This is a genomic window from Rhizobium sp. L9 (assembly GCF_002531885.1).
Taxonomy (GTDB): Bacteria; Pseudomonadota; Alphaproteobacteria; order Rhizobiales; family Rhizobiaceae; genus Rhizobium.
Genome location: NZ_NWSZ01000026.1, coordinates 46,571 through 70,489, shown reverse-complemented (window position 1 = coordinate 70,489; position 23,919 = coordinate 46,571). Strand labels below are relative to the sequence as shown.

Sequence of the window (23,919 nt, the reverse complement as noted above, 5' to 3'; positions counted from 1 at the left end):
CGCCTTTAGTTCATTGCGTCGGTGAGGATCTTCGGAGCTTGGTCGCCGTTCGACTGCGGCCATGCCTCGATCAGGTTGTCGCGGGTAACCGCAAGCGCAGGGAGCACGACGTAAGGAGGTGCGTCCTTTCCAAGGAGAGCATATCCCGCAAGGATGCCCTCGGCATAACCTGCGCCGAACGGACGCTGGGAGCCCGTCCCTTTCACATAGCCCTTCTTGGCCATGTCGAGCGAGATATTCACGCCCAGATCGCACGTCGTGATCACGAGATCCTTGGCGGCGCCTGCCGCACGCGCTGCCGAGAGCACGCCTTCGGTCGGAACGTCCCATACAGCCCAGATGCCGTTGAGGTTCGGATGTGCGGTCAGCATGGCGGAGGCTACGCGCTCAGATTCACTGGAGAAGTCCGGACCGCCGACGCCCGTTTCCTGCACGACCTTGATATCTGGGTAATCCTTGATTGCTTCCCTGAAGCCCACGAGGCGCTCCTTCGTGGCGAAGAGGTCAGAAGCGTGCGGAATCAGGCCGATATCCCCCTTGCCATTGAGAGCCTTGGCCATAAGTAGCGCGGCGACCTTGCCCATGCCGCGGTTGTCCGAGGAAACCAGGCTGACGTAGTCCTTCCCGGCAACCATTCCGGCGCCTGTCTGGTCGAGGAAGACGATCTTAATCCCAGCAGCCGCAGCCTTCTTGTAGGCTGCTGCCGTGGCAGACTGCTCGGCAGGGACGGTGATCATAACGTCCGGCTTGAGGGCCATGACACTCTCAATGTCGGAAACCTGCTGTTCGGCGCGGTAGCCTGCGTCCGTCGTGGCTACGATTTCAATGCCAAGCTCTTCAAGAGCCTTCTTTTGTCCTGCCATCTGGGCCTTTGCCCAGTCGGATGCCGTGTAGTGCATCACGATGGCAGCCTTGGCGTGCTTGGCCTTGATCTTCTCGATCTCGTCTGGCGACAGCTTGAGATCGCTGGCGAGCGTAGCCGCTTCGCCGTTCGGTCCCTTGGCCGGATGGCTCTCGATATCCTTGATCTGCTGGTCGATGTCGATCGCGAACGCGCTGGGCGCATATGATGCGCTGAGAGCGAGGGCGGCGACCGCCATCAGGCTACGAATTGGCTTGCGAATTTCTACGTTCATTGGACTCCTCCCAACGAGTAAACCGCGAATGCGTACGTCTTCGCATCCGGTAACGTATACATTAATCCGATTTGGGGCGGAGTCAACCTGCTGGTCGGGCTTGAGACCATCAAGATCACCAAACGAGCGCAAGATCAGGGAAATTTGCGGTTGCAGTGTGGGCTACAACGACGCAGACGGATTGAAGAGGTACAAGGCGGCTGCTGAATCTGAATTGTGGGGCCGAGCGGAAAAGGTTCACGCGATGGCTTGATGGCAGGCTTCGATCCGAGATTCGAGCCTTGGGCGATCCACGCTCATTTGGAGTAAGCAGAGTGCTGGCCGATAAGTAAAGTTCAACGTTGCATTGAGCAGAATTCGCGCACCGCCACTTGCGTACGCCATGTCCATACGCATTAATGTATGCGTTAACGCATGCATTGCGAAATTCAGATGAAAATTGCTCACCTATTTCGCCAAAATATGCGTTTGAATTTGAATTCCGAAAATAACAAGGTTCGGCTCCAAGGGTGATTGGAAGGAACTCACCCGGATAGGTCCAAGCGAAGCGCAGTACAATCATTCGATTATCCTTTGGAAGCGATTCCGAAGACAAGAGAGTACTGCCCAATGTTCATAAGGGAGGATGAGCAGATGAGCGTATCTGCCAATAAAGTCGTGCCGCCTCAAACCAATTCTGTACTGACCGGTCTGGAGCCAGCGGTATTCTTCGGCTTCTTCGAGGAGCTAAGCGCAATCCCGCGCGGATCCTACAATGAAAAGCAGGTCAGCGACCATATCGCTAACTTTGCCCGTGCCCGCGGTCTTGAGGTCTATCAAGACGAAATCTGGAACCTTCTCATTAAGAAGCCGGGAACGCCCGGTTACGAGAATGCCCCGACGCTTATCCTGCACGGCCATACGGACATCGTCTGCGAAAGCGATGAAGGGGTAGAACATGATTTCGAGAGCGTAGGCATCAAGCTCCGCCTCGACGGCGACTTCATTCATGGAACCGGAACCACGCTCGGCGCTGACAACACGGTCGGCGTTGCGTTCGCCATGTCGCTTCTCGCTTCCGACGACACCCCGCATCCGCCGCTGGAAGTGGTTTTGACCGTCCAGGAGGAAGTCGGCAAAGGCGGCGCTCAGCATTTCGATGGCACGAAACTGACAGGCAAGCGCCTGCTCGACATGAACTGGCATGATCCGAAGTCGCTGTTCGCAGGCTGCGCCGGCGACATCTCTGCGCACTTCAGAATCCCGCTGCAATGGTCCGAGCGCCCTAACGGACAAGAAGCTGCGCGGCTACGCGTATCGGGCCTTAGCAGCGGCCATTCGGAGTTCGATATTCATCTCGAGCGGGCGAACGCGATCGTACTGCTCGGTCGCTTGCTCCGCCTCGCGATCAAGGAAGGTGACGTAAGCATCGCCAAACTTGAGGGCGGCGTGAACCGTTATGTCATTCCGGGTGAAGCCGAAGCGCTTATCAGTTTTGACCGCTCCGTATTAGGGGCTTTGCGCAGCAAGATCGAAGCGGAGGCTGCAGCCATCGCGGCCGAATACTCGACAAGCGATCCGAACCTGAAGATCACATTTGAGGAAGACTCGGGCCTGTTCTTTTCCGTCTTCTCGGAGAATGTCGCAACGGGCGCGGTCAACGCAATGTGCCTGCTGCCGAATGGCGTCCAGAGCCGCAGCCTTATTGTCGACAACCTCGTTGAGAGCTCCAACACCGTCGCACTGATCTCCAACGACCAGGAGCGCATCGAGATCACCTCGACGATCCCGAGTGCGGTCAGCTCGCGCCGCTACAACATCGTCGATCGCATCCGGCAGCTTTCGGAAGTGATCGGGCTGGGCGCATCGGTCGAGACATTCGCGGATTGCCCGGAGTGGCCGTACAACCCTAAGTCCCGCATGCTGGCGGCCGGACGTGCGGCATACGAGCGGGAATTCGGTGAGCAGCCGCACGTCGAAGTCTCGCATTCGAGCCTTGAACTCGGTCTCTTCCGCAAAAAGGTGCCGGACATCGACATGCTCTCGATTGGACCGGAGGCGTTCGACGTTCACACGACGCGCGAACGCCTCAACCACACCACCGTCGAAGCCACCTGGCGTCTCCTAAAGGCGCTGCTCTCCGAACTGAGGACCTGAGGCTCCCGCAATGACCATTCCCGCATACTTTGGAAACTTTCCGTTCCCGCCGGACGAGAAGAGACCCCATCATTTGACGGCGGACCGCTTCAAGATGTTCATCTATACGGGCAACAAGCCCTATTCGAGCGACTTGAACTACCTGCTTGCCAGCACCGACAAGATGACCACGGGCATCTACCAGCTGGCACCGGGCAGCAACTTCGACCCCGCTGACATCCATGCGGGGGACGAGGTCTACTACGTCCTCGAGGGCGAGGTGCACCTGCTTAACCCGGAAACCGGACAGACCGAGCGGATGGGGCCGGGGGACTCGATCCTCATACCGATGGGCGTGCCGCATCGCGGCTACAACTTCACTGACAAGGCAGCGGTCATCCTCTTCTGCATAGCGCCCCGGATTTGGGACGAGAAGGGTCCGCCTACTGGCTACTTCGGTGCAACGCGTCTCTTCAAGTCCGAACGGGGGGCTGCCGAATGAGCCTGAAAAAGCTTGCGAACTATCCGGTCGATGGCGCCGAGGCAAGGACCAAGGGTGACCTCGTGAAGGTTGCCCGCGAGGATCGGGTAAATCTCATCTTCGGGCAGGACCATCCTGTCCTGATGGAGCTGTGCGTGACCAACGATTACATGCACGTCGGAGAGATCGTGATCCCGGTCGGCGGCGTTGGTCCCAGAGCGAGCGAACCGAACAGCCACGATGGCGACGCGATCTTCTACATCCTTAAAGGCCCGGCCACTTTTTACGTCGCCGAGGGCGACGAGACATTCCACGTCCGCGACGGGGAGGCGTTCTTCCTGCCAGGGGGCGTCAGCTATCAGTGCCTGAATTACGGCTCCAATCCCATCCGGATGGTTTTCACCATCGCGCCTGGCCTCTGAGCCTTTGATTTCATCGCTTCAATGAATTCCTCCGCGGGATCGTCCCGCGGACAGGAGGAGTGTGTCTTGTCACAACAAGGGAGGAACCTCGTGACAATTTTCAAACGACGTACCGTGCTTGCCGCCGCTGTCAGCCTGGTGGCGACCGTCAGCTTCAGCCCTGCGTTCGCGCAGGATCCCGGCTACAATGCCGTGTTTCCCGGGATCTTGATGAACAAGGACATCAAGCCGACAGGTCAGGAAATGAAGCCGGTCAAAAAGGACAACCGCCCTCTGAAGGTTGGCTTCCTTCCGACCGCTATGGACACCTACTATCAGCGCGTTCTTGCAGGCGTGAAGGAAGAGATCGACAAGCGCGGCGGCGCGGACACGATCGATCTGCTCGTTCAGGCTCCGAGCAGTCAGTCGGCCACGGATGACCAGATTAGAACCATGGAGGCTTGGATCAACGATGGTGTCGATGCCATAGCGGTCGCGCTATACAACGAAGGCGCTCTCCTGCCGTCCATCCGTCGCGCCACGGAAGCGGGCATCCCGATTTTCCTGTTCAACTCCCCGGTCGCCGACAACCCGTATTATGTCAGCGACATCGGCTACGACCAATCGGACGGCGGCCGCGCGCAGGCCCAGTGGCTCGTCGACACCTATGGCGACAAGGAAGTGAAGGTAGGCATCCTCGAAGGCCTACCCGGTCCCCACACGAGCCAGCGCATGAAGGGGTTCAACGAGATCATCTCGAAGCATTCGAACTTCAAAATCGTGGCTCAGCAGCCAGCGGGCTGGGTGCGCGCCCAGGGCCTTTCGGTGACCGAAAACATGTTCACGGCCAATCCGGACATCCAAGTGCTTGTCGCTCTCTATGACGAGATGGCACTCGGCGGACTGCAGGCACTCAAGGCCAAGGGCCTGAACGGCAAGGTCGCGATCGTGGGCTACGAGAACATGAAGGAGGCCAATGACGCGATCCTGACGGGTGACTTCGCGGCGACGGTCGATACGGGCGCCAAGGAAGAAGGCAGGAACATCATCCGTGCCGTCGACGAATTTTTGATGAAGGGTCATCCGCTGCCGAAGAAGATCTTCGTCGCGCCCAAGACCTACGATGCCAAGAACATCAAGACGTTCGACCAGAGTGACTACGTCTACGTCCCCCAACAGAAGATGTGATCACGACGCGGCCCCCACGCCGGGGGCCGCACTCAATCCGAGGATCTTAGAGATGACCCACAATCCGCTGCTTGAAATGAAGGGTATCGGCAAGCGCTTCGGCAACACGGTCGCGCTGCGCGATATCGACCTCGCTATAAGCGCCGGTGAAGTGCTCGGCCTGGTAGGCGAAAATGGAGCGGGGAAGAGCACGCTCATGAAAATCCTTGCCGGGGCATATTGTCGCGATGGCGGTACGATCTCGGTGCGTGGCAAGGCTGTCGAGCTCGCTGATCCGAAGGCCGGAGCAGACGCTGGCATTGCCATCATCTACCAGGAACTCAGCCTGTTCCCCGATTTCGATGCCGCCCAGAACATTTTCGCGGGCCGGGAACTGCGCACCAGTGATTTCGTGCTTGCTCCGTTGGCGCACGCCCGCATGCGCAAGGAAGCACGCCGCATTCTGTTCGACGAACTCGGTGTCGACGTACCCGTCGACCGCCCGGTGGGAGAACTCAGCCTGTCAGACCGCCAGATGGTGGAAATCGCCAAGGCACTCAGCACCAACGCCGACATCATCATCATGGACGAGCCAACGGAGGCTCTCGAGGAAGTCGAGCGCAAGCAACTCTTCGCCATCATCAAGCGCCTTCAGGCGGCTGGTAAGGCGATCATCTATGTTTCGCACCGCATCAAGGAACTACTCGGCATCTGCAGCCGGGTGATGGTTCTGCGGGATGGGCGCACTGTCGCCGACCTCCCGGTCGCAGATCTCGACGTCGACAAAGTCGTCAGCGCAATGATTGGCGGATCGCTGTCCAAACAGTTTCCTCCCCGTGTCCCTGCGAGGTCCGAACCCTCTCTGGAGTTGCGGGGCCTCTCGAAGGCCGGAGCCTTCGAGGATATCTCTTTCTCGCTCTCGAAGGGCGAGATCTTCGGAATCGCCGGGCTCGAGGGCTCAGGCAAGAGCGCTCTGCTACGAGCCCTTTTCGGCCAGCGGCCCTACGACAGCGGGACCGTTGTGATCGGCGGCAAGGATGCCCCCATCGTCGACGTCACCGACGCGATCAGGAAACGGTTTGCTTTCCTGCCCGCCGAGCGCAAGGTGGAAGGGATCTTCCCCGAGCATTCCGTGGGCTGGAATCTGTCTATCGCAAACCTCGGTGTTCTCGGCAAAGTCACGCTGAAGCCGGCCCGTGAGAGAGAGATTGCCGGAGACTACATCTCCAAGCTGGGCGTCAAATGCGACGGCCCGCAGGCGGAGATCGCGTCGCTCAGCGGCGGCAACCAACAGAAGGTCATGCTCGCCCGATGGCTCCTGACCCAGCCGAAGGTCCTGCTCCTCGAAGAGCCGACCAGAGGTGTCGACGTCCGAGCAAAATCCGAGGTCTACGCACTGGTTCAGGCCGCTGCCAAAGACGGTTGCTCCGTAATCGTCGTCTCGGCGGACAACGCCGAACTCCTCGGACTTTGCCACCGCGTGGCGGTGATGTTCGAAGGCAAAATCACCACGGTGGTCGATGCCGCCACGTCCAAGGAAGAGACGTTGGCCCTGCATTCGGTCAGGCCGCCGGAAACCCTGAACACCATGGGAGGCATCAATGGCTGAAGTTGCAGTCACTCGTCCACGGCTAGGCTTCAAGGTCGGCCGTGCCAGCGGCAACGCTGGTGTCTACGTCGCATTCGTCATTCTTCTGATCGGGCTGGGTTTCGCGGCTCCCCGTTTCTTCACCTTCGGCAACATGACTGACGTCCTGCGGCAGGCAGTGCCCATCGCCGTCATTGCTTTCGGTGCGACTTTCGTCATCGGCATGCGGGGCATTGACCTCTCCGTCGGCTCGACGCTCGCGCTGACGGGGCTTGTCACCGCCAATGTTCTCGTTCTCGGATACCCCGTTCCCGTTGCCTGCTTGGCAGGCCTCGCGCTGGGTGCGTTCATCGGCCTCGTCAACGGCTTCCTGATCACCAAGGTAGGGATTACCGACTTCATAGCGACGATGGCGATCATGGTCGTCAGCCGCGGCGTCGTCATGGTTTACACACAGGGCATCCCGATCACGGGCGCCTCGGATCCGGCCTTCCGCGCCATCGGCCAGAGCTATCTCGCGGGCATTCCAGTCCCTGTGATCCTAACCGCCATCGTGTTCGCTGCGGCCTACTATCTTCTCTACTACACCCGTTTCGGCCGCTTCGTTCTGTCGATCGGCAGCAACCCCGATGCGGCGCGGCTCGTGGGTATCCCCACGGACAGGATCAAGATCGCAGTCTACGTGCTGGCCGGGGCGCTCTCCGCCTTCGCCGGGATCATGCTGACCTCCCGTCTGGAATCGGCGATGCCGGAGGCAGGACAAGGCTACGAGCTGGACGTTATCGCCGCGGTCGTCATCGGTGGCACCGGGCTGTCCGGCGGTCGCGCGACGCTCTTCGGAACAGTCGTCGGTGCCGTTCTGATGGCGGTCGTTCGCAACGCCCTCAACTTGCTGAACGTCAACACCTTCTGGCACCAGATCGTGATCGGCACCATCATTCTCGTTGCTGTCGCAGCCGACCGCTTCAACCGCAGCCGGAAGGCTTAAGAGGTGGAAAACGTGAAGTATTCCGCACTGCGCAAGGCCGTCCTCGACGCCAACTTCGAACTCTATGAAAGCGGGCTCGTCATTTCCACGTTCGGAAATGTCAGCGCCATCGATCGCCACAACGGCATCGTCGCCATCAAGCCGAGCGGCGTCTCCTATAAGGCGATGAACACTAGCGACATCGTCGTCACCGACCTGGATGGCACCATCATCGACGGCGACATGCGCCCGTCGAGCGACCTCGACACCCACATCGAGCTCTACAAGAGCTTCAAGGCGATTGGCGCGATCGTTCACACTCATTCCTTCTACGCCACGGCCTGGGCCCAGTCCGGCCGTGCGATCCCGGCGATGGGGACCACCCATGCCGACTACTTCAACGGCACCATTCCGGTGACCCGGCAACTGACGGACGCTGAGATCCGCGACGACTACGTCCGGAACACCGGGAGGGTGATCGCCGAAGCACTCGGCAACAATGATCCGCTCGCGATTCCCGCGGCGCTGGTCAACGATCATGGCCCGTTTTGCTGGGGTGTCGACGCCGCCGACGCGGTCCACAACGCCGAGATGCTGGAGGCGGTCGCCAGGATCGCGTTCCATTCACGCCAGATCAGCCAGGAGAGTCTCGAAATTTCGGCGGCACTCCTCGATCGGCATTTCCAACGAAAGCACGGAAAGTCGGCCACCTACGGCCAGCCCGCGCGATCAAAGCAGGTATGACGATGTCGATTGTAGCTGGTGTTGATTTTGGCACGCTGAGCGTCCGCGTGACGCTTGCTGATACGGAGCGCGGCCCCCTCGGCACTGCCATCGCGGAATATCCGCTCGGCAGATCTCGCTCCGAGCCCGATCTCGCGACACAGTCGCATGCCGACCACATGGAGGGGCTGGTCCGTGCCATGCGCAGCGTCTCTGACGAATGCGGGATCGATCCGACGACAGTGCGCTCGATTGCTGTCGACACCACCGGATCATCGGTGATCCCGGTGGATCGCAATCTCAATCCTCTGAGCGATTACTATCTCTGGTGCGACCACCGAGCCAAGGCCGAGGCCGAGGAAATCACGGCGACGGCGCACGAGACCCATCTCGAAGCCATCGAATGGTGCGGGGGCACCTACTCGCATGAGTGGGGATTCGCCAAGCTTCTCCATTGGCTCCGGCACAATCCCCGACTCCGCGACCGTTTCGGCACCGCGCTGGAACATTGCGACATGGCTGCCGCCGTCTTGACAGGTGTCACGGACAGCTCCGCCGTGGTTCGAAGTGTGTGCGCGATGGGCCATAAGTGGATGTGGAACCCTAAATGGGGCGGGCTGCCGTCCCAGGCGTTCCTTTCACGCGTCGATCCGCTTTTCGATGGAGTTCGGGAGAAGATCGGTGGGACCTACCAGACTTCTGCCAAGGTTGCCGGCCGCCTGAGCCTCGAATGGGCGGACAAGCTCGGATTGACCGCGGGAATTCCGGTCCCGGTCGGAGCCTTCGATGCGCACTGGGACGCAATTGGAGCAGGCTGCCGTTTGGGCGATGTCGTGAACGTGATCGGGACCTCGACCTGCATCATCGCGGTGAGCGAACGCGTCAAACTGATTCCGGGAGTTTGCGGCGTAGTGCCAGGAAGCGCCCATCCCGACCTAGTCGGCGTCGAGGCTGGCTTATCCGCGACGGGAGACATTTTCGACGCTATTGCTCGCCGCGCATCAACGACGGTCTCGAAACTGTCCGAGGGCCTTGGGAGGATTGAGGGCGGGAAGACGGGCCTCATGCGGTTTTCCTGGGATAATGGTGATCGCACCGTTCTGGTTAGGTCTGATCTTGGGGGCATGACGATCGGCTGGCACCTGGGGCACACTGCACAGGACGAACTCTATGCTGCGATCGAAGGAACGGCGTTCCACACGCGTATCATTCTCGAGCGGATGGAACAGCACGGCGTTCCCGTCCACCGGGTCATCAACGGCGGCGGCGTGCCGCAGAAGAACGCCTTGCTCAACCAGATCTACGCCAACGTGCTCGGCAAGCCGATCCTCGTGCCCGACGGCCTGCCCACCGGACTGGGATCAGGTATCTTCGCAAGCCTTGCATCGAAGGACCACGGAAGCATCGAGACGGCTCAAGCGGCCATGTGCGTCGGCTTCAAGAGGTTCGACCCAGACCCGGCGACCCGCGAGCGCTATGAGATGCTCTACCAGCTCTACAAGCAGGTCTACATGGGATTCGGCACGTCTGGCCGAAGCAACTTCTCCGAGGTCCTCGGCGATATCAAACGCATTGCGGCAGGTGAAGAGGTGCGTTCCGACTTCGGACAGCGGGCGCAGCGGAAGGTAGCCTCATTATGACGAACGCATTCGCGCAGTCGGGCGGCGCGCGCGTCCGGGACTGGAAGACCTCATGACGGCGCTTCCCTCGATACGCGCGATCCAGTCGTTCGTAGCAGCCAGCCGCTTGGGTTCGTTCCTAGAGGCGGCGGCGCAGCTCCAACTCACTCCCTCGGCGATCAGTCACCAGATTCGCCTTATGGAGGAGGACCTCGGGGAGAAGCTGTTCCACCGTATCGGACGCAACGTGTCGCTCACGGATATCGGCGAGCGATACTATCGCGATCTTGCGGAAGCGCTCTCGATTATTGAGCACGCGACGAACGAGGTGTCGAGGCGCAATAGCGTCGACGTTCTCAGTGTGGGATGCGTTCCGAGCCTCGCATCACTCTGGTTGATGCCGCGCCTGCCGATGTTTGAGCAACTCTACCCGAACATCGAGACAAGGTTGCTCTCATCGTCGGATCCGGCCAAGCTGAACGACGGTTCGGTCGACGTCGACATTTGCTTCGGCAGCGTTCCCAAACTCGGCTCGATCGCTGCGGAAGAGTTTCCCCTGGAGACGATCGTAGTCGCGTGTTCGCCGGAAATCGCATCGGGAGAGAAGGCCATCCGAAAGCCGTCCGATCTTCTGGGCCAAGCTTTGATCCGATCGGAGCAGACACTATACAGCTGGCACCAGTGGGCCAAGGACCACAATCTCGAAATTGACCTTACGCGCGGCCCGCGGTTCCGTGACGCGTTCATGGCGATCGCAGCGGCTGTGGAGGGCAGAGGGGTCTGCCTCGAGAGCTACCGCCTGCTAGAGCGCGACGTCGAGAAGGGCAATCTCGTTCTGCCATTCGGCATGACGGGACCCAATATGGGCTGCCACAGCCTCACCTACGTTAGGTCTCGGCTCCGCTCGCCGAAGATCAGCGCGTTCAAGGCCTGGCTAGAGACGGTCTGGACTGATGACAGACAGGTAGTCGAGATCATTCAAAGCAAACCGTTGAACGATGGCCGCCGTCGTATGGCGTGAGAGGACTGCGGATGAGCTGGGAACCCTTCAAGATGTTCGAAGCGATGATTGAAGGCCTGCCTCCATTTGACAAAGAGACCTTGGCTGCAGCCACCCAGATGAGGGATCGTTTCGTTTCGCAGAACTGGCCACCTCAGCCAAAGAGCTCGCGGGAGCCAGCCTGCAGCCCGGGTTGCCAGCGTGCTCCTTCGAGCCTTGGATGCCCTGAAAAGTGATCCTGTACCATTGGGTTACCGGCACCTCGTTTGGGTGCAGACATCGTCGGCGGAAATGCTTCTTCTGTTCGATTTAACGTCACGTGGCTGACCGTTACCGCCACTGATTGCGAGCGATAAAGCCTTGTGATTTAAAGGGAATGCGTTACGAATCCTCACAAGATCACAATAGTAGATGTTCATTTGTGATTTTGTGTTGTTATTTTGCGCGAGGTGCGCCACAATAGGATCGGTTAAAAGGGAGGAAGACTTGTCAGCAGCAGTTTCGATCCGTGATCTCGCGAACGCCATCCGTGTCCTGTCGATCGACGGGGTTGAGGCGGCAAAATCCGGTCACCCCGGTATGCCGATGGGCATGGCGGATGCAGCGGCCGTCCTTTTCGGCAGTCACCTCAAATTCGATGCAAGCGAACCTGGGTGGCCCGACCGGGACCGGTTCGTCTTGTCGAATGGCCATGGTTCGATGCTGCTGTATAGCCTTCTCCACCTGACCGGTTATGAGGATATGACCGTCGAGGAGATTCGCAATTTTCGCCAATGGGGCTCGAAAACACCGGGCCACCCGGAATACGGCCATACAGCCGGCGTAGAGACGACGACCGGTCCACTGGGGCAGGGGATCGCTTCCGCTGTCGGAATGGCTATCGCGGAGCGGCGCCTGGCAGCTGAATTCGGCACTGCGCTCGTCGATCACCACACCTACGTCTTCTGCGGAGACGGATGCCTCATGGAAGGTGTCGGTCAAGAAGCCGCCTCGCTGGCGGGCCACCTTCAGCTCGGCAAGCTGATTGTCCTCTACGACGACAACTCGATTACAATTGACGGTTCCACTGCGATCGCGTTTTCGGAAAATGTCCTCGCGAGATTCGACGCGTACGGATGGCACACCCAACGTGTTGATGGTCATAATCCGCAAGCGATCGACGTAGCGATCTCAAACGCGAAAGCGGATGGATCGAGACCGTCCCTTATCGCTCTGAAAACAGTAATTGGATACGGTTCCCCGTCGAAGGCGGGAACAAGTTCCGTGCACGGCGCGCCGCTGGGCGAAAGCGAAGCCGCCGCTACAAAAGCGGTTTACGGCTGGACGGCGGATGCTTTCGAGGTCCCAACCCAGATCCTGGGAGCATGGCGCGAGATTGGCGCAAAGGGTGCCACGGCGCGCGGGGAGTGGCAAGCGCGGCTCGAAGCAACAGGAGCTGACGTCAAAAGCGAATTTCAGCGTCGAACCGCCGGCTCATTGCCGTCGCACTACGCGGAGGCGGTGAACGCCGCGAAGACGAAACTGCTGGACAAGCCGCAATCGGTGGCCACACGCAAAGCTAGCCAGATTGCCTTGGAGGAGCTGACGGAGTTGCTTCCCGAAATGATCGGCGGCTCGGCGGACCTCACGCACTCGAACTTGACGCGTGTTCGGGCCGTCGACAGTGATTTCACCGCCGTCAGAAGCGGGCGTTATGTCAGCTATGGCGTGAGGGAGTTCGCGATGGCTGCCGCAATGAACGGCATGGCGGTCCACGGCGGGTTCATTCCGTATGGCGGCACTTTCCTTGTGTTCTCCGACTACTGTCGCAATGCCATTCGCGTGGCGGCTCTGATGGGGGCTCGCTCTATCTTCGTGATGACGCATGATTCCATCGGCCTTGGCGAAGACGGCCCGACGCATCAACCAGTCGAGCACCTCGCAAGCCTCAGGGCCATGCCAAACTTGCATGTATTCCGGCCCGCCGACACGATCGAAACGCTTGAATGCTGGGACATTGCGATAAGCAGCAAAAATACGCCATCCGTCCTGGCGCTATCGCGGCAGAATGTTCCCCAACTGCGTACGGAACGCGACGGCTCCAATCGCTGCGCGCGAGGAGCATACGTGCTGCGGGAAGCCAGCATGCAGCGCGCCGTCACGCTCATCGCGACGGGAACGGAAGTTGCGCTCGCGATTCAAGCCGCCGAGGAGCTCGAGGCGAGAAACATTCCAGCTGCAGTCGTTTCAATGCCAAGCTGGGATCTCTTCGAAAAACAAACCAAGGACTATCGACATGCGGTGCTGGGGGACGCACCCCGCATTGCAGTTGAAGCACTCTCGAAGTTCGGCTGGACCAGATATGTGGACAGTGAAGACGACGTCATCGGGATGTCGGGCTTTGGTGCATCCGCGCCGGCGGAGACCTTGTACGAAAAGTTCGGAATTACCCGTGAATCGATTGTCGCGCGCGCTGTTGCGAGGGTGAGGGGCGACCGATGAGTGCTTCGCTAACTCTCACCGGCGAAGGAGCCTCCTCCCAGCACCAGTCGGTCGATGCGTATCTCTCGACATGGGCCGGTAAGGACCAATCGCGTCAGCGCGTGACAGCACTCGTCAACGGAATCTTGGACGCGGCATGTCTTCTATCGGAGCGGATCGCCACCGGTTCGCTGGAGGGCGATCCGGCGCGGCTCGTCGGATCGAATTCCGATGGAGACGCGCAAAAGGCCATCGACGTTGCTTCTCACGAGTTGTTCGTCGAGATACTGGAAAGGGCAGGGGCCGGGTGGATTCTCTCCGAAGAGGCTGATGAGCCGGTTGTGTTGAACGGTTCCGGCTTCGGTGTCGCTATCGATCCAGTCGATGGTTCGGGCAACGTTGGATTGGGCGCCCCGGTGGGCACGATCTTCTCGATCATTCCCTTCACAGAAGGCGAAGACCCATTCCTGACCTCTGGCAGGCGCCAGGTCGCCGCCGGATATGTCTCCTTCGGCAACACGATCGATGTCGGCTTCTCTGTCGGAGACGGAGTTTTGCTGGCGACGATGCATCCACAAGCCGGCGAGTTCTTGATCGTGAGAAGGCAGGTCAAGATACCGACGACCACCTCGGAACTCGCTTTCAACGCGTCTGTTCACCGCCACCTTCAATCTGGTCTCCGCCAGTATGTTCAGGATTGCCTGGCGGGGAGGGACGGGCCGCGTGACCGCGATTTCAACATGCGCTGGCTTGGATCTGCAGTCGGTGAACTCCATCGGATTCTGCTCAGAGGCGGTGTCTTTTTCTACGCCGCCGACAAGAGACCCGGGTATCAAAATGGACGGCTTCGCCTGGTATACGAGGCAAACCCGATCGCGTTCCTGATGGAGCAGGCAGAAGGGCGGGCGACGGATGGCACTTCAGCGATCCTGGACAAGATCCCGACCTCCCACCATTGCCGCACGCCGCTCGTCTTCGGTTCAGCGACCGAGGTCGAATTAATCGCGCGCTATCTCAATTCCAATCGAACCAGCGAGTGAGATTTCATGGCCAGGATTACGCTCCGCCAACTGTTGGACGACGCCGCTGAACGGGGATACGGCGTTCCCGCGTTCAATATCAATAATATGGAGCAGGCGCTTGCCATCATGGAGGCTGCCAACGACACGGATTCGCCTGTCATTTTGCAGGCGAGCCGAGGGGCGCGGGCTTATGTCAACGACATCATGCTTAAGCACATGATGGATGCAGTGACGGAGATCTATCCGCATATCCCCGTTTGCGTCCATCTTGATCACGGAAATGAACCAAGCACCTGCGTCACTGCGATTCAACATGGCTTCACTTCAGTGATGATGGACGGGTCGATCCGTGCTGATGGAAAGACGCCGGCGGACTGGGACTATAACGTTAAGGTCACGAAAGACGTCAGCGAGATCGCTCATTGGGCAGGCGTTTCGGTGGAAGGGGAGCTTGGTGTTCTAGGCTCGCTGGAGACCGGTATGGGCGAAGCCGAAGACGGTCACGGTGTCGAAGGCAAGCTTGATCCACATCAGCTTCTGACCGATCCGGACGAGGCCGCGAAATTCGTCAACGAGACGAAGGTGGACGCGCTTGCCGTCGCAATGGGAACCAGCCACGGCGCCTACAAATTCTCACGTCGCCCGGACGGAGATGTTCTGGCAATGGAAGTGATCGAGGCGATCCACCGGAAGCTGCCGAACACGCATCTCGTCATGCATGGTTCTTCGAGCGTGCCAGAGGAGTTGCAGGAAATCTTCAATCGGTTCGGCGGCCTGATGAAGCCGACCTGGGGCGTGCCGCTTGAGGAAATCTTGCGAGGCATCCGGCATGGCGTACGAAAGGTCAACATTGACACGGATTGCCGTATGGCGATGACGGGTCAGGTGCGCAGAGTGCTGGCCGAGGATCCGAGCGAATTCGACCCTCGCAAGTACTTGAAGCCCGCAATGACGGCACTGTCAAAGCTTTGTCGCGAACGATTCGAGGCGTTCGGAACGGCGGGGCGCGCAAGCTCCATTCACGTCATCCCACTTGCTGAAATGGCGAAGCGGTATCGGGTCGGATCGCTTTAGGTCGGGCAGCGACAACTGAAATGGAAACGCGGTGAAACGGGACATGAACGAGAAGAAGAGCATCTGGATTGGCACTAGCTGGAAGATGAACAAGACGCTCGCCGATGCCGAGCATTTTGTGCGCGGTCTCAAGTCAGGCTCGACGGATCATCCACGCATCCAGCGCTTCGTCATTCCGACTTTCACAGTTCTTCGCGAGGTCAAGGCGATGCTCGCGGAAACCTCCGTCAAGGTCGGCGCCCAGAACATGCATTGGGCCGAACGTGGCGCGTGGACGGGCGAAGTCTCGCCACTGATGCTGAAGGACTGCAAGCTCGATTTGGTCGAACTCGGCCACTCTGAGCGGCGTGAACATTTCGGTGAGACGGATGAAACAGTGGCCCTGAAGACAGAAGCCGCCGTCCGGCACGGTCTCACTCCGCTCATCTGCATAGGTGAGACGTTAAGAGATCGCGACAGCGGAAACGCTTCGAAAATTTTGGCTACCCAGGTGCGTGGCGCGCTTTCGAAATTGACCGCTGCGCAGCAGGAGGCGGAGATCCTCTTTGCCTATGAGCCCGTCTGGGCAATCGGCGAGACGGGTGTTCCGGCGACCGCTGACTACGCTGATGCGCGTCAGGCCGAAATTATTGCTATCGCCGAGGCGGTGGTCGGTCGGAGGGTCCCCTGCCTCTATGGCGGCTCCGTCAATGCCGAAAATTGCGAAGAACTGATTTCGAGCCCGCACATTGATGGGCTTTTCATTGGCCGGTCCGCATGGGAGTTCGAGGGATACCTCGAGATTCTCCGCAAATGCGCCACCAAACTCTAAGGAGAAAAACATGAAGATTGCCGTTGCAGGAGACAGCGCTGGCGAAGGTCTTGCCAAGGTTTTGGCCGAACACCTGAAAGGCCGCTTCGACGTGTATGAAGTGTCCCGAATCGATGCGGACCTCGATGCTTTTTATGCCAATCTGTCCGAACGCGTGGCCTCGGGTGTTCTCGATGGCACGTATGACAAGGCGATTCTCGTTTGTGGAACCGGAATCGGCGTCTGCATCGCAGCGAATAAGGTGCCGGGCATCCGGGCCGCTCTGACGCACGACACCTACTCCGCCGAGCGTGCTGCCCTTTCAAATAACGCGCAGATCATCACGATGGGCGCCCGTGTCATAGGATCGGAGCATGCCAAGGCAATCGCCGACATGTTCCTGGGTAAAACGTTCGATGAGCGTAGCCAATCAGCGGGCAACGTCAGGGCGATCAACGATCTCGACAGCAAGTATCATACGAGCGCACCGACTTTAAGCCGCTAGGCGGATCGGCGCGGATCAACCCGACTGGCGGCTCTGACCGGCCCGACCGCGAATGGGGCGGGCCGTCTACCTACAAGGTTCAGCGGCCGCCTCGACTAAACAGTCGGCGGTGATATTTCGTTCAGGACCAAAAACGACGCCGCACTCCAATCACAGTGGGAAGATCAAAGAAACCCCGTCATTTCAGCAACGAAGTGCGGAAGTGTTCCATGTTCTCCTCGACGCTCTCGCGGCTAAGGTCGCCGGTCTTCCTGTCGCGGATCATTTCGAACATGTGTTCATGAAGCCCGACAGCCCGCCACTTGCCACTGACTTCAAGCGATTTCTGGACCCATGGTGCGACCATGTTCAGCACGAAATCCGCAACCACGGCGATCAACGGGTTTCCCGCAGCCTTGTATATGGCTCGATGAAAATCGAGGTCGGCCTTAAGGAGTTCGTCGATTGGGGAGTCCGGGTCATCCGACAGTCTCTTCAGCCGGTCGATGCACTCCCTCATGATGGCAAGATCTTCGTCCGTGCGCCGCAACGAGGCGAGTTCCGAACAGTTACGGTCGAATACGAACCGCAATTCCATCAGCATTTCCGGCGTCGAACTCTGAAGATAGAGTTGGAACATCGCAAGCGGCATTACCGGAAGGCCTTCGTCCTTCCGGATATAATTGCCAAAGCCATGTCGGGTCTCGACGAGACCCGACACCGCAAGTGTCTTAATCGCCTCTCTAATCGGAGTGCGGCTGATGCCGAGAAGCTGAGCCAGCTCCTTTTCATTGGGAAGTTTGTCGCCGGGTCCAAGGTTTCCTTTGGCAATTTCGCCCGTAATATAGTCGAGCGCTATGTCCAACCTGCTTGGGATTTTTTTGGGATCAACAGACAGCATTCCTAGTCACGCTCCAATCAGAAAAATCAGGAAGGTACGAGGTCATACCGCGTTTTGCGTTTTCCGACAAATGCCAACGGTCAAGCTGGCCACTTATCAAAGCTATTCGCTGATCTGCCCCAACCGCTTCGAGGCTTTCGGGTCGAACGGAAACATCAGGCCAGCGGCCAGGAATCCGCCGTCGACGTTCAGAGTGTGCCCAGTGATATAGGCAGCTTCGTCGCTCGCCAGGAACACCGCGGCGTCGGCGATTTCCGACGGCTCGCCATAACGACGTTGCGGTACGAGTCGATGATAGGCTTCGCGCGTTTCGACCGTATGCATGACCTTCGACACCTCGGTCAATATCGGACCGGGCGCTATGTTGTTCACGTTGATTCCCGATTCCGCGAGTTCGACCGCCATCACCTTTGTGAGCAGCTCGACGCCGGCCTTTGAGGCTCCATAAGCCGAGCGGCCGACGCCGCCTTTCTGACCGGAGAGTGAAGCAATGTTGATGATCCTCCCATAGCCCTTGGCCGCCATGATGCGCGCGAAGGCCTGCGCCACGAGAAATGTTCCCGTCAGATTGATCCGGACAACGCGCTCGAACTCCTCCCTTGAGCTTTCGAGAAACAGCGTAGTCGCGCCCACACCAGCGTTATTAACGAGTATGTCGACGGTTCCGAATCGGTCGACCGTTGCCTTGACGATCGCCTCCACGTCTTCGGTGACCGAGATATCGGCCGCAACGGCCAGCGCCCGGTCGCCAAGCCGCTCCGCGGCCTCGTCAGCAACATCCCGATCGCGGTCAACGATTACGACGTTCGCGCCTTCGCGAATGTAGGCTTCAGCAATCGCTAGTCCAATGCCCCGGCCAGCGCCGGTCACCACGGCAGTGCGTCCTGACAGTCTCATCTTTTCCTCCATTTTCCGAGATATGAGGTATAAGGTATAAGGTATGACCTTGACAGCGTTATGAGCTGCTTCTATGAGTATTGTCAAGAGTGGAGCACGGCTGAAGTACGGAGGCAGGTATCTTCGGCCGAGGGAAATTGGGAGAATCCGATGACATCAGCTGGTAAGCTCAAGGCCGTATTTTACGGCGACGACTTTACGGGCTCGTCCGAAAATCTGGCACAGTTCCATCGGAGCGGAGTGAAGGCCAAGCTTTATCTGGCACGTCCTTCGGTGGACAAAGTGGCCGCAGATTCTCAACATTATGACGTGCTTGGTTTCGCTGGTACCGCGCGGGCATTGTCGGGAGCTGAACTCGCCGAGGAACTGGATAGCGCCTTCTCGATTATGCGCACTCTCGACAGCTCGTTCATTCAATACAAAATCTGCTCGACCTTCGACTCGTCGCCGACTGTCGGAAGCTATGGTGCGGTCCTCGATCGCGCTGCGGCTCATTTCGGCAAAAGGGACGTCTCAGTCCTCGCCGCCACTCCAGATTTTGGACGCTACACCTGTTTCGGAAACCATTTTGCTCGCTTCGCCGACAGGATCGAGCGGCTGGACCGTCACCCAAGCATGTCGCGCCATCCCCGGACCCCAATGCAGGAGGCCGATCTGCGCATGCACCTGGCCCGGCAGACGGACATGGAGTTCATCAACATTACGCTTCCCCTGATCCGGAATCGCTCGGCGATGGACGACCGCGTGTTCAAGGCCTTTCAACAGGGGGTAGGGGTCATTTTCGATGGTCTTGAAAACACTGATCTGGCCGCTGTCGTCGATCTGCTTTGGGCTCAGTCTTCGAGGCTACCTATGTTTGCGCTTGCAGCTCAAGGTCTTGCGCAACAGCTTGGAGCTCATTGGTCACGTTTGGGGCTGCTCTCTTCGCCGAACGCTGTAAAGACGGAAATAACCGGAGTCGAAAATCTGCTGGTGCTGTCCGGCAGCTGCGCGCTCCAGACTGGTCGCCAAATCGCCACGGCGGAAGCTGCTGGCTGGAAGATGGTCCACTTGGATGTCTCCAAGATCGAGTCCGACGACCATGCCTCGGCAGTTGCCTCGGAGGCTGCTCTAAAGGCCGTCGAAGGCCTCGATCGCGGCCGTCCCACAGTCATTTACACCGCCCGCGGCGAGTCCGGCCGCGTAGAGGGTGGCGATGTCCCAGCCGAACGTTTGGGAGCCATATACTGCGACGTCGCTCGTGCAGTGCGTCGTGTCGTTTCCTTGCCGCGCATCGTTTTTTCCGGCGGTGACAGCTCAAGCTATGCGGTGCGTACGATCGGAGCCGAAGCGCTCGAGATCGCTGTTTTCGACGAAGTTCAGAATTGCCACGTCTGCCGTTTGCAGGCGCCAGGGGACGCCGAGATCGATGGCCTCGAAGTCATGCTGAAGGGCGGGCAGATTGGTGCCGATGATTTTTTCCTCCGCGCCAAGGCGGGCACTGTCGGTTCGGTGGCGGCATAAGGATCGGAAGATGCACAAGAAGATCATCCTCGAAGCTAGGGTCAACGAGTACGCACCGCGTACCTCCAACCCAAATATTCCGTACACCGCCGACGACATCGTTGAGGCTGCCGTCGCAGCTCGAAACGCTGGAGCGGCGATCCTCCATTATCACGCGAGAACTCCGGATGGAGGCGCGACCAACACCGTCGAAGCGAACGCCGAAATCATCCGTAAAGTCAGGGACGCAACGGATCTACTGATCCTCCCGACTCTTGGCTTCATCTCGAATGACTCCGACGCCAAGAGGCGCATCGACACGGTTGCGACACTGGCATTGGATCCGGCCACGCGGCCCGACATCGCTCCGATCGATACGGGATCGGCCAACCTCGAAATTTGGGACGCCGAGAAACGCACCTTCGAAAACCCCGAGCGGTTGTATCTGAACACGACCGAAAGCCTCGCACACTATGCGCGTATCTTAGCCGAAAGAGGCGTGAAGCCGAAATTGGTCTCGTGGTCCGTTGGATTTACGCGTCGCGCCATTGCCCTGATGGATGCAGGTCTCGTGGTTGGTCCTGCCTACTTTCTCCTCCACCTCACGGGAGGGCGATACATCACCGGGCACCCGCCGACCGAGGCTGGTCTGATGGCGCATCTTGCTTTCCTGCCGGACGACAGGCCCGTCGAATGGACGGTCAATTGTCTGGGGGGAAATCTACTGAACATCGCTCCTGCGATTTGCCGCCTGGGCGGCCATATGGCGATTGGCATCGGTGATTACCCCTATCGTGAGTTCGGTACGCCGACAAACGCGGATATCATATCCCGCGCTGTGGAGGTCGCCCAAAAAGTCGGACGCGAGCCTGCCACACCCGACGAGGCTCGCGCGATCTTGGGATTGGAGAGCGCCTAGCGCCAGTGCGGATGCAGCGCGCATGCACGCGCCATAGATTTCGATTTTGTGAGGTATGACGTCATATCATGGTCAACGCAACTGAGAAGATTCAAGCCCTGTCAACCGAGCTGTCGTCGCCGGAACGCGTGCTTCTCCGGGCTGAAGGTGTGCAAAAGTCGTTCAACGGTGTTCCGGCTCTCGTCGACGGACGACTTACTCTAAAGGCCGGTACGGTCCACGCTTTGTGCGGTGGCAATGGGGCGGGTAAGTCCACGTTCCTTAATATCACGATGGGGTTGCTCCGTCGCGATGGAGGAACAGTCGAGATCGATGGTGAACAGGTCGACTTCAAAAGCGCGGCGGACGCTCTGCGCCAAGGGATCGCCATTATCACCCAGGAGCTTTCTCCAGTTCCCGAGATGACCGTCGCCGAGAACCTTTACCTTGGCCGTGAACCGAAGAGGCTTGGGGTTTTTGTCGATTTCGGTCAGATGAGCAAGGACGCCCAAGCGTTCCTAGATGAACTGGGTTTTGAGGTTGACGCCCGTAAGAAGATGGGGGAACTGAGCCTCGCCCAGGTTCAACTCGTCGAAATCGCGAAGGCTCTGAGCTATCGCGCACACATCGTCATCATGGACGAGCCGACGTCGGCGATCGGTGAACACGAAGTCCACGTCTTGTTCAACGCACTCCGCAAGATCACTGCCCGCGGTTCTGCGATTATTTATGTGTCTCACAAACTCACCGAAATCTTCGAGATTGCTGATGAATACACGGTGTTCCGTGATGGCCGCTTCATCGAAACCGGAAACATTAAGGACATCGATCGTCGTCATCTTGTGACGCAGATCGTCGGGCGAGAAGTAAAACTGGTCGAGAAAGGCAAGCCTCTTGAAGACGCGCCGATCCTCCTTTCCGTCTCGAATTTGGCCAGAGGCTCCCACTTCCGGGACATATCACTGGAAGTCGCCTCGGGCGAAGTCGTGGGCATTTACGGGCTGCTCGGGTCCGGACGAACCGAGTTCCTGGAGACGATATTCGGGCTGCATTCGCCGACGGGAGGGGAAGTCGTCTTCAATGGCGGCCGGGTAAAACCTGGGAGTCCAAAGGAGGCGATCCAACGTGGAATGGCGATGGTGACCGAGGATCGCAAGGACAGCGGGCTCGTGCTATCGGCGTCGATCGCTCACAACATCACGCTCTCCTCGCTCGCCTTGATGGCTGTCAGTGGTTTTATCCGAGGCGACAAGGAGCGGAGCGCGGTCAAAGACATGATTGCCTCTCAACGAATCAAATCGGCCTCGCCGGACGTCGCCGTCGAAACATTGTCGGGTGGGAACCAGCAGAAAGTCGTGTTGGCAAGGTGCCTCCTGACGAACCCGAAGCTCCTGATTTGCGACGAGCCGACGCGCGGCATCGATGAAGGTTCGAAACAGGAGATCTACGCGTTCCTGCGCGACTTCGCGGCAAAGGGTAACGGCGTACTCGTAGTTTCTTCCGAGGCACCGGAGATCATGCAGCTGAGCGACCGGATCGCGATTTTCAAGCAGGGCCAGCTCGTCAACATAATCGACGGTGCCGAGGCATCACAACAGACGCTCATGGATTTGGCGAGCTGATCGACAGCGCCAATCGGTCAATGGGAGGATTCGAGTAATGAATACAATCGCTATCGGAAAATCAGGAAGCTTCCGCGCCGGAGAGATCATAAGGCAATTCAGTATTGTCGTGGTTTTCTTCCTGATCGTCGCGTTCTTTTCGTTCGCCAGCCCGTATTTCATGAGTTGGCCGAACTGGCTGAATCTGGTTCGCCAGTCGTCCATCAACGGCATTCTGGCGATCGGTGTCACCTTCGTGATCCTGACCAAAGGCATTGACCTGTCCGTAGGCTCGGTCATGGCAATTGCCGGCATGATCGCGGCCAGCCTGGTAACCGAAACCAACGAACATTTCGTTCTTATCGGCATCTTGGCCGGACTTGCTGTGGGCGCGGGCCTCGGCCTGGTGAACGGCGTCCTCGTGGCGGCAATCAAGGTTCCGCCGTTCGTGGTGACGCTTGGAATGTTGAGCGTGGCCCGCGGTCTGACCTTGATCTTCTCCCAAGGAAGCCCGATCCCCAACCTTTCCGACGCCTACAAGTGGATTGGCTCGGGTCAGGTCATGTACATTCCGGTTCCGATTATCATCCTGTTTCTCGTATTCATCATCGGATGGGTCGTTCTGAATTACACGACCTTCGGTCGCTACGTCTACGCCGTTGGCGGCAATGAGAAAGCTGCGCGTACGAGTGGTATTTCGACGAAAATCATCGTCGGCGCCACCTATGTCATCTCCGGCCTTCTGGCTGGTTTGGCTGGGCTTGTGTTGACCGCACGTACAACTGCGGCACTGCCCCAAGCTGGCATCGGCTACGAGCTCGACGCCATCGCCGCGGTCGTCATCGGCGGCACGAGCCTTGCAGGCGGGCGTGGTTCCTTGCTCGGCACTCTGATTGGCGCGTTGATCATTGGCACCATCAATAACGGCATGGATCTGATGGGGGTGTCGTCTTACTACCAGCAGGTGCTGAAGGGCACCATCATCGTGGTCGCGGTCATCGCCGATCAAATCCGCAAATAACGAATTTCGGAATTGCCGCCGGCGTGGCCGGCGACAATGCCCGGTCATGCAAGGCGTGTTCGGGCAGTTTTTAAACCAGAGGAGATCAAGAA

General features: G+C 58.8%; 21 protein-coding genes. 18 read left to right on the top strand and 3 right to left on the bottom strand.

What is annotated here, in order from left to right; translation table 11 throughout:
* Positions 1-5: 5 nt before the first annotated feature.
* On the bottom strand, positions 6-1,100 hold the full coding sequence (locus tag CO660_RS24760) for a substrate-binding domain-containing protein (protein ID WP_245421366.1): 1,095 nt from the start codon (positions 1,098-1,100) through the stop codon (positions 6-8).
* Between the two features lie 609 nt (positions 1,101-1,709).
* On the opposite strand from CO660_RS24760, the gene CO660_RS24755 reads away from it, so the two are divergent.
* The 14 genes from CO660_RS24755 to CO660_RS24690 all read left to right on the top strand — a co-directional run bounded on the left by CO660_RS24755 (position 1,710) and on the right by CO660_RS24690 (position 17,048).
* A complete protein-coding gene (locus CO660_RS24755; protein ID WP_245421365.1) occupies positions 1,710-3,272 on the top strand; it encodes an aminoacyl-histidine dipeptidase in 1,563 nt (520 codons plus the stop codon).
* 10 nt (positions 3,273-3,282) lie between these two features.
* Positions 3,283-3,753 carry a cupin domain-containing protein gene (locus tag CO660_RS24750; RefSeq protein WP_097600954.1) on the top strand — a complete coding sequence of 157 codons (471 nt, stop codon included), beginning with the start codon at positions 3,283-3,285 and terminating at the stop codon, positions 3,751-3,753.
* Positions 3,750-4,154: a cupin domain-containing protein gene (locus tag CO660_RS24745; protein ID WP_097600953.1), complete on the top strand. Its 405-nt coding sequence runs from the start codon at positions 3,750-3,752 to the stop codon at positions 4,152-4,154. The genes CO660_RS24750 and CO660_RS24745 overlap by 4 nt, the downstream gene beginning before the upstream one ends.
* Positions 4,155-4,244: 90 nt before the next feature.
* Positions 4,245-5,321, top strand: a complete 1,077-nt coding sequence (locus CO660_RS24740) for a sugar ABC transporter substrate-binding protein (RefSeq protein WP_164737577.1) — start codon at positions 4,245-4,247, stop codon at positions 5,319-5,321.
* Positions 5,322-5,373: 52 nt separating this feature from the next.
* Entirely contained in the window at positions 5,374-6,909 is a 1,536-nt protein-coding gene (locus CO660_RS24735; protein ID WP_097600951.1) for a sugar ABC transporter ATP-binding protein, read from the top strand.
* Positions 6,902-7,876 (top strand): ribose ABC transporter permease, encoded by a 975-nt coding sequence (rbsC, locus tag CO660_RS24730; protein WP_097600950.1) that lies wholly within the window; start codon positions 6,902-6,904, stop codon positions 7,874-7,876. Before CO660_RS24735 ends, rbsC begins: the two co-directional genes overlap by 8 nt.
* A 12-nt stretch (positions 7,877-7,888) precedes the next feature.
* Positions 7,889-8,599: an L-ribulose-5-phosphate 4-epimerase AraD gene (gene araD, locus CO660_RS24725; protein WP_097600991.1), complete on the top strand. Its 711-nt coding sequence runs from the start codon at positions 7,889-7,891 to the stop codon at positions 8,597-8,599.
* On the top strand, positions 8,596-10,218 hold the full coding sequence (locus CO660_RS24720) for a ribulokinase (RefSeq protein WP_245421364.1): 1,623 nt from the start codon (positions 8,596-8,598) through the stop codon (positions 10,216-10,218). The genes araD and CO660_RS24720 overlap by 4 nt, the downstream gene beginning before the upstream one ends.
* 52 nt (positions 10,219-10,270) lie before the next feature.
* Positions 10,271-11,218 carry a LysR substrate-binding domain-containing protein gene (locus CO660_RS24715; protein ID WP_097600949.1) on the top strand — a complete coding sequence of 316 codons (948 nt, stop codon included), beginning with the start codon at positions 10,271-10,273 and terminating at the stop codon, positions 11,216-11,218.
* 390 nt (positions 11,219-11,608) lie between these two features.
* Complete coding sequence (tkt, locus tag CO660_RS24710) at positions 11,609-13,678, top strand: transketolase (protein WP_245421363.1); 2,070 nt, start codon at positions 11,609-11,611, stop codon at positions 13,676-13,678.
* The gene (locus CO660_RS24705; protein WP_097600947.1) at positions 13,675-14,697 is read left to right on the top strand and encodes a class 1 fructose-bisphosphatase; all 1,023 of its coding nucleotides are present in this window, start codon (positions 13,675-13,677) and stop codon (positions 14,695-14,697) included. Before tkt ends, CO660_RS24705 begins: the two co-directional genes overlap by 4 nt.
* 6 nt (positions 14,698-14,703) lie before the next feature.
* Positions 14,704-15,753, top strand: a complete 1,050-nt coding sequence (fba, locus tag CO660_RS24700; RefSeq protein ID WP_097600946.1) for a class II fructose-bisphosphate aldolase — start codon at positions 14,704-14,706, stop codon at positions 15,751-15,753.
* Positions 15,754-15,796: 43 nt separating this feature from the next.
* Positions 15,797-16,564: a triose-phosphate isomerase gene (locus tag CO660_RS24695; RefSeq protein WP_097600945.1), complete on the top strand. Its 768-nt coding sequence runs from the start codon at positions 15,797-15,799 to the stop codon at positions 16,562-16,564.
* Between the two features lie 10 nt (positions 16,565-16,574).
* A complete protein-coding gene (locus CO660_RS24690; protein ID WP_097600944.1) occupies positions 16,575-17,048 on the top strand; it encodes an RpiB/LacA/LacB family sugar-phosphate isomerase in 474 nt (157 codons plus the stop codon).
* Between the two features lie 178 nt (positions 17,049-17,226).
* On the opposite strand, the gene CO660_RS24685 is transcribed toward CO660_RS24690, so the two are convergent.
* Entirely contained in the window at positions 17,227-17,928 is a 702-nt protein-coding gene (locus CO660_RS24685) for a GntR family transcriptional regulator (RefSeq protein WP_097600943.1), read from the bottom strand.
* 102 nt (positions 17,929-18,030) lie between these two features.
* On the bottom strand, positions 18,031-18,825 hold the full coding sequence (locus CO660_RS24680; RefSeq protein ID WP_097600942.1) for a 3-oxoacyl-ACP reductase family protein: 795 nt from the start codon (positions 18,823-18,825) through the stop codon (positions 18,031-18,033).
* 150 nt (positions 18,826-18,975) lie between these two features.
* Between CO660_RS24680 and CO660_RS24675 the strand changes: the two genes are divergently transcribed.
* The 4 genes from CO660_RS24675 (at position 18,976) to CO660_RS24660 (ending at position 23,827) form a co-directional block, all read left to right on the top strand.
* Positions 18,976-20,328 (top strand): four-carbon acid sugar kinase family protein, encoded by a 1,353-nt coding sequence (locus CO660_RS24675; RefSeq protein WP_097600941.1) that lies wholly within the window; start codon positions 18,976-18,978, stop codon positions 20,326-20,328.
* Positions 20,329-20,338: 10 nt separating this feature from the next.
* Positions 20,339-21,226 carry a 3-keto-5-aminohexanoate cleavage protein gene (locus CO660_RS24670; RefSeq protein WP_097600940.1) on the top strand — a complete coding sequence of 296 codons (888 nt, stop codon included), beginning with the start codon at positions 20,339-20,341 and terminating at the stop codon, positions 21,224-21,226.
* 68 nt (positions 21,227-21,294) lie between these two features.
* Positions 21,295-22,827 carry a sugar ABC transporter ATP-binding protein gene (locus CO660_RS24665; protein WP_097600939.1) on the top strand — a complete coding sequence of 511 codons (1,533 nt, stop codon included), beginning with the start codon at positions 21,295-21,297 and terminating at the stop codon, positions 22,825-22,827.
* 37 nt (positions 22,828-22,864) lie between these two features.
* Positions 22,865-23,827 carry a sugar ABC transporter permease gene (locus CO660_RS24660; RefSeq protein WP_097600938.1) on the top strand — a complete coding sequence of 321 codons (963 nt, stop codon included), beginning with the start codon at positions 22,865-22,867 and terminating at the stop codon, positions 23,825-23,827.
* Positions 23,828-23,919 lie beyond the last annotated feature (92 nt).

What these genes read in the sequence shown, in the direction of transcription:
- CO660_RS24760 (WP_245421366.1), bottom strand. Translation starts at nt 1,100, where the DNA reads ATGGCGGTCGCCGCCCTCGCTCTCAGCGCATCATATGCGCCCAGCGCG.
- CO660_RS24750 (WP_097600954.1), top strand. Translation starts at nt 3,283, where the DNA reads ATGACCATTCCCGCATACTTTGGAAACTTTCCGTTCCCGCCGGACGAG.
- CO660_RS24745 (WP_097600953.1), top strand. Translation starts at nt 3,750, where the DNA reads ATGAGCCTGAAAAAGCTTGCGAACTATCCGGTCGATGGCGCCGAGGCA.
- CO660_RS24735 (WP_097600951.1), top strand. Translation starts at nt 5,374, where the DNA reads ATGACCCACAATCCGCTGCTTGAAATGAAGGGTATCGGCAAGCGCTTC.
- rbsC (WP_097600950.1), top strand. Translation starts at nt 6,902, where the DNA reads ATGGCTGAAGTTGCAGTCACTCGTCCACGGCTAGGCTTCAAGGTCGGC.
- CO660_RS24720 (WP_245421364.1), top strand. Translation starts at nt 8,596, where the DNA reads ATGACGATGTCGATTGTAGCTGGTGTTGATTTTGGCACGCTGAGCGTC.
- CO660_RS24715 (WP_097600949.1), top strand. Translation starts at nt 10,271, where the DNA reads ATGACGGCGCTTCCCTCGATACGCGCGATCCAGTCGTTCGTAGCAGCC.
- tkt (WP_245421363.1), top strand. Translation starts at nt 11,609, where the DNA reads ATGTTCATTTGTGATTTTGTGTTGTTATTTTGCGCGAGGTGCGCCACA.
- CO660_RS24705 (WP_097600947.1), top strand. Translation starts at nt 13,675, where the DNA reads ATGAGTGCTTCGCTAACTCTCACCGGCGAAGGAGCCTCCTCCCAGCAC.
- fba (WP_097600946.1), top strand. Translation starts at nt 14,704, where the DNA reads ATGGCCAGGATTACGCTCCGCCAACTGTTGGACGACGCCGCTGAACGG.
- CO660_RS24695 (WP_097600945.1), top strand. Translation starts at nt 15,797, where the DNA reads ATGAACGAGAAGAAGAGCATCTGGATTGGCACTAGCTGGAAGATGAAC.
- CO660_RS24690 (WP_097600944.1), top strand. Translation starts at nt 16,575, where the DNA reads ATGAAGATTGCCGTTGCAGGAGACAGCGCTGGCGAAGGTCTTGCCAAG.
- CO660_RS24685 (WP_097600943.1), bottom strand. Translation starts at nt 17,928, where the DNA reads ATGCTGTCTGTTGATCCCAAAAAAATCCCAAGCAGGTTGGACATAGCG.
- CO660_RS24680 (WP_097600942.1), bottom strand. Translation starts at nt 18,825, where the DNA reads ATGAGACTGTCAGGACGCACTGCCGTGGTGACCGGCGCTGGCCGGGGC.
- CO660_RS24675 (WP_097600941.1), top strand. Translation starts at nt 18,976, where the DNA reads ATGACATCAGCTGGTAAGCTCAAGGCCGTATTTTACGGCGACGACTTT.
- CO660_RS24670 (WP_097600940.1), top strand. Translation starts at nt 20,339, where the DNA reads ATGCACAAGAAGATCATCCTCGAAGCTAGGGTCAACGAGTACGCACCG.
- CO660_RS24665 (WP_097600939.1), top strand. Translation starts at nt 21,295, where the DNA reads ATGGTCAACGCAACTGAGAAGATTCAAGCCCTGTCAACCGAGCTGTCG.
- CO660_RS24660 (WP_097600938.1), top strand. Translation starts at nt 22,865, where the DNA reads ATGAATACAATCGCTATCGGAAAATCAGGAAGCTTCCGCGCCGGAGAG.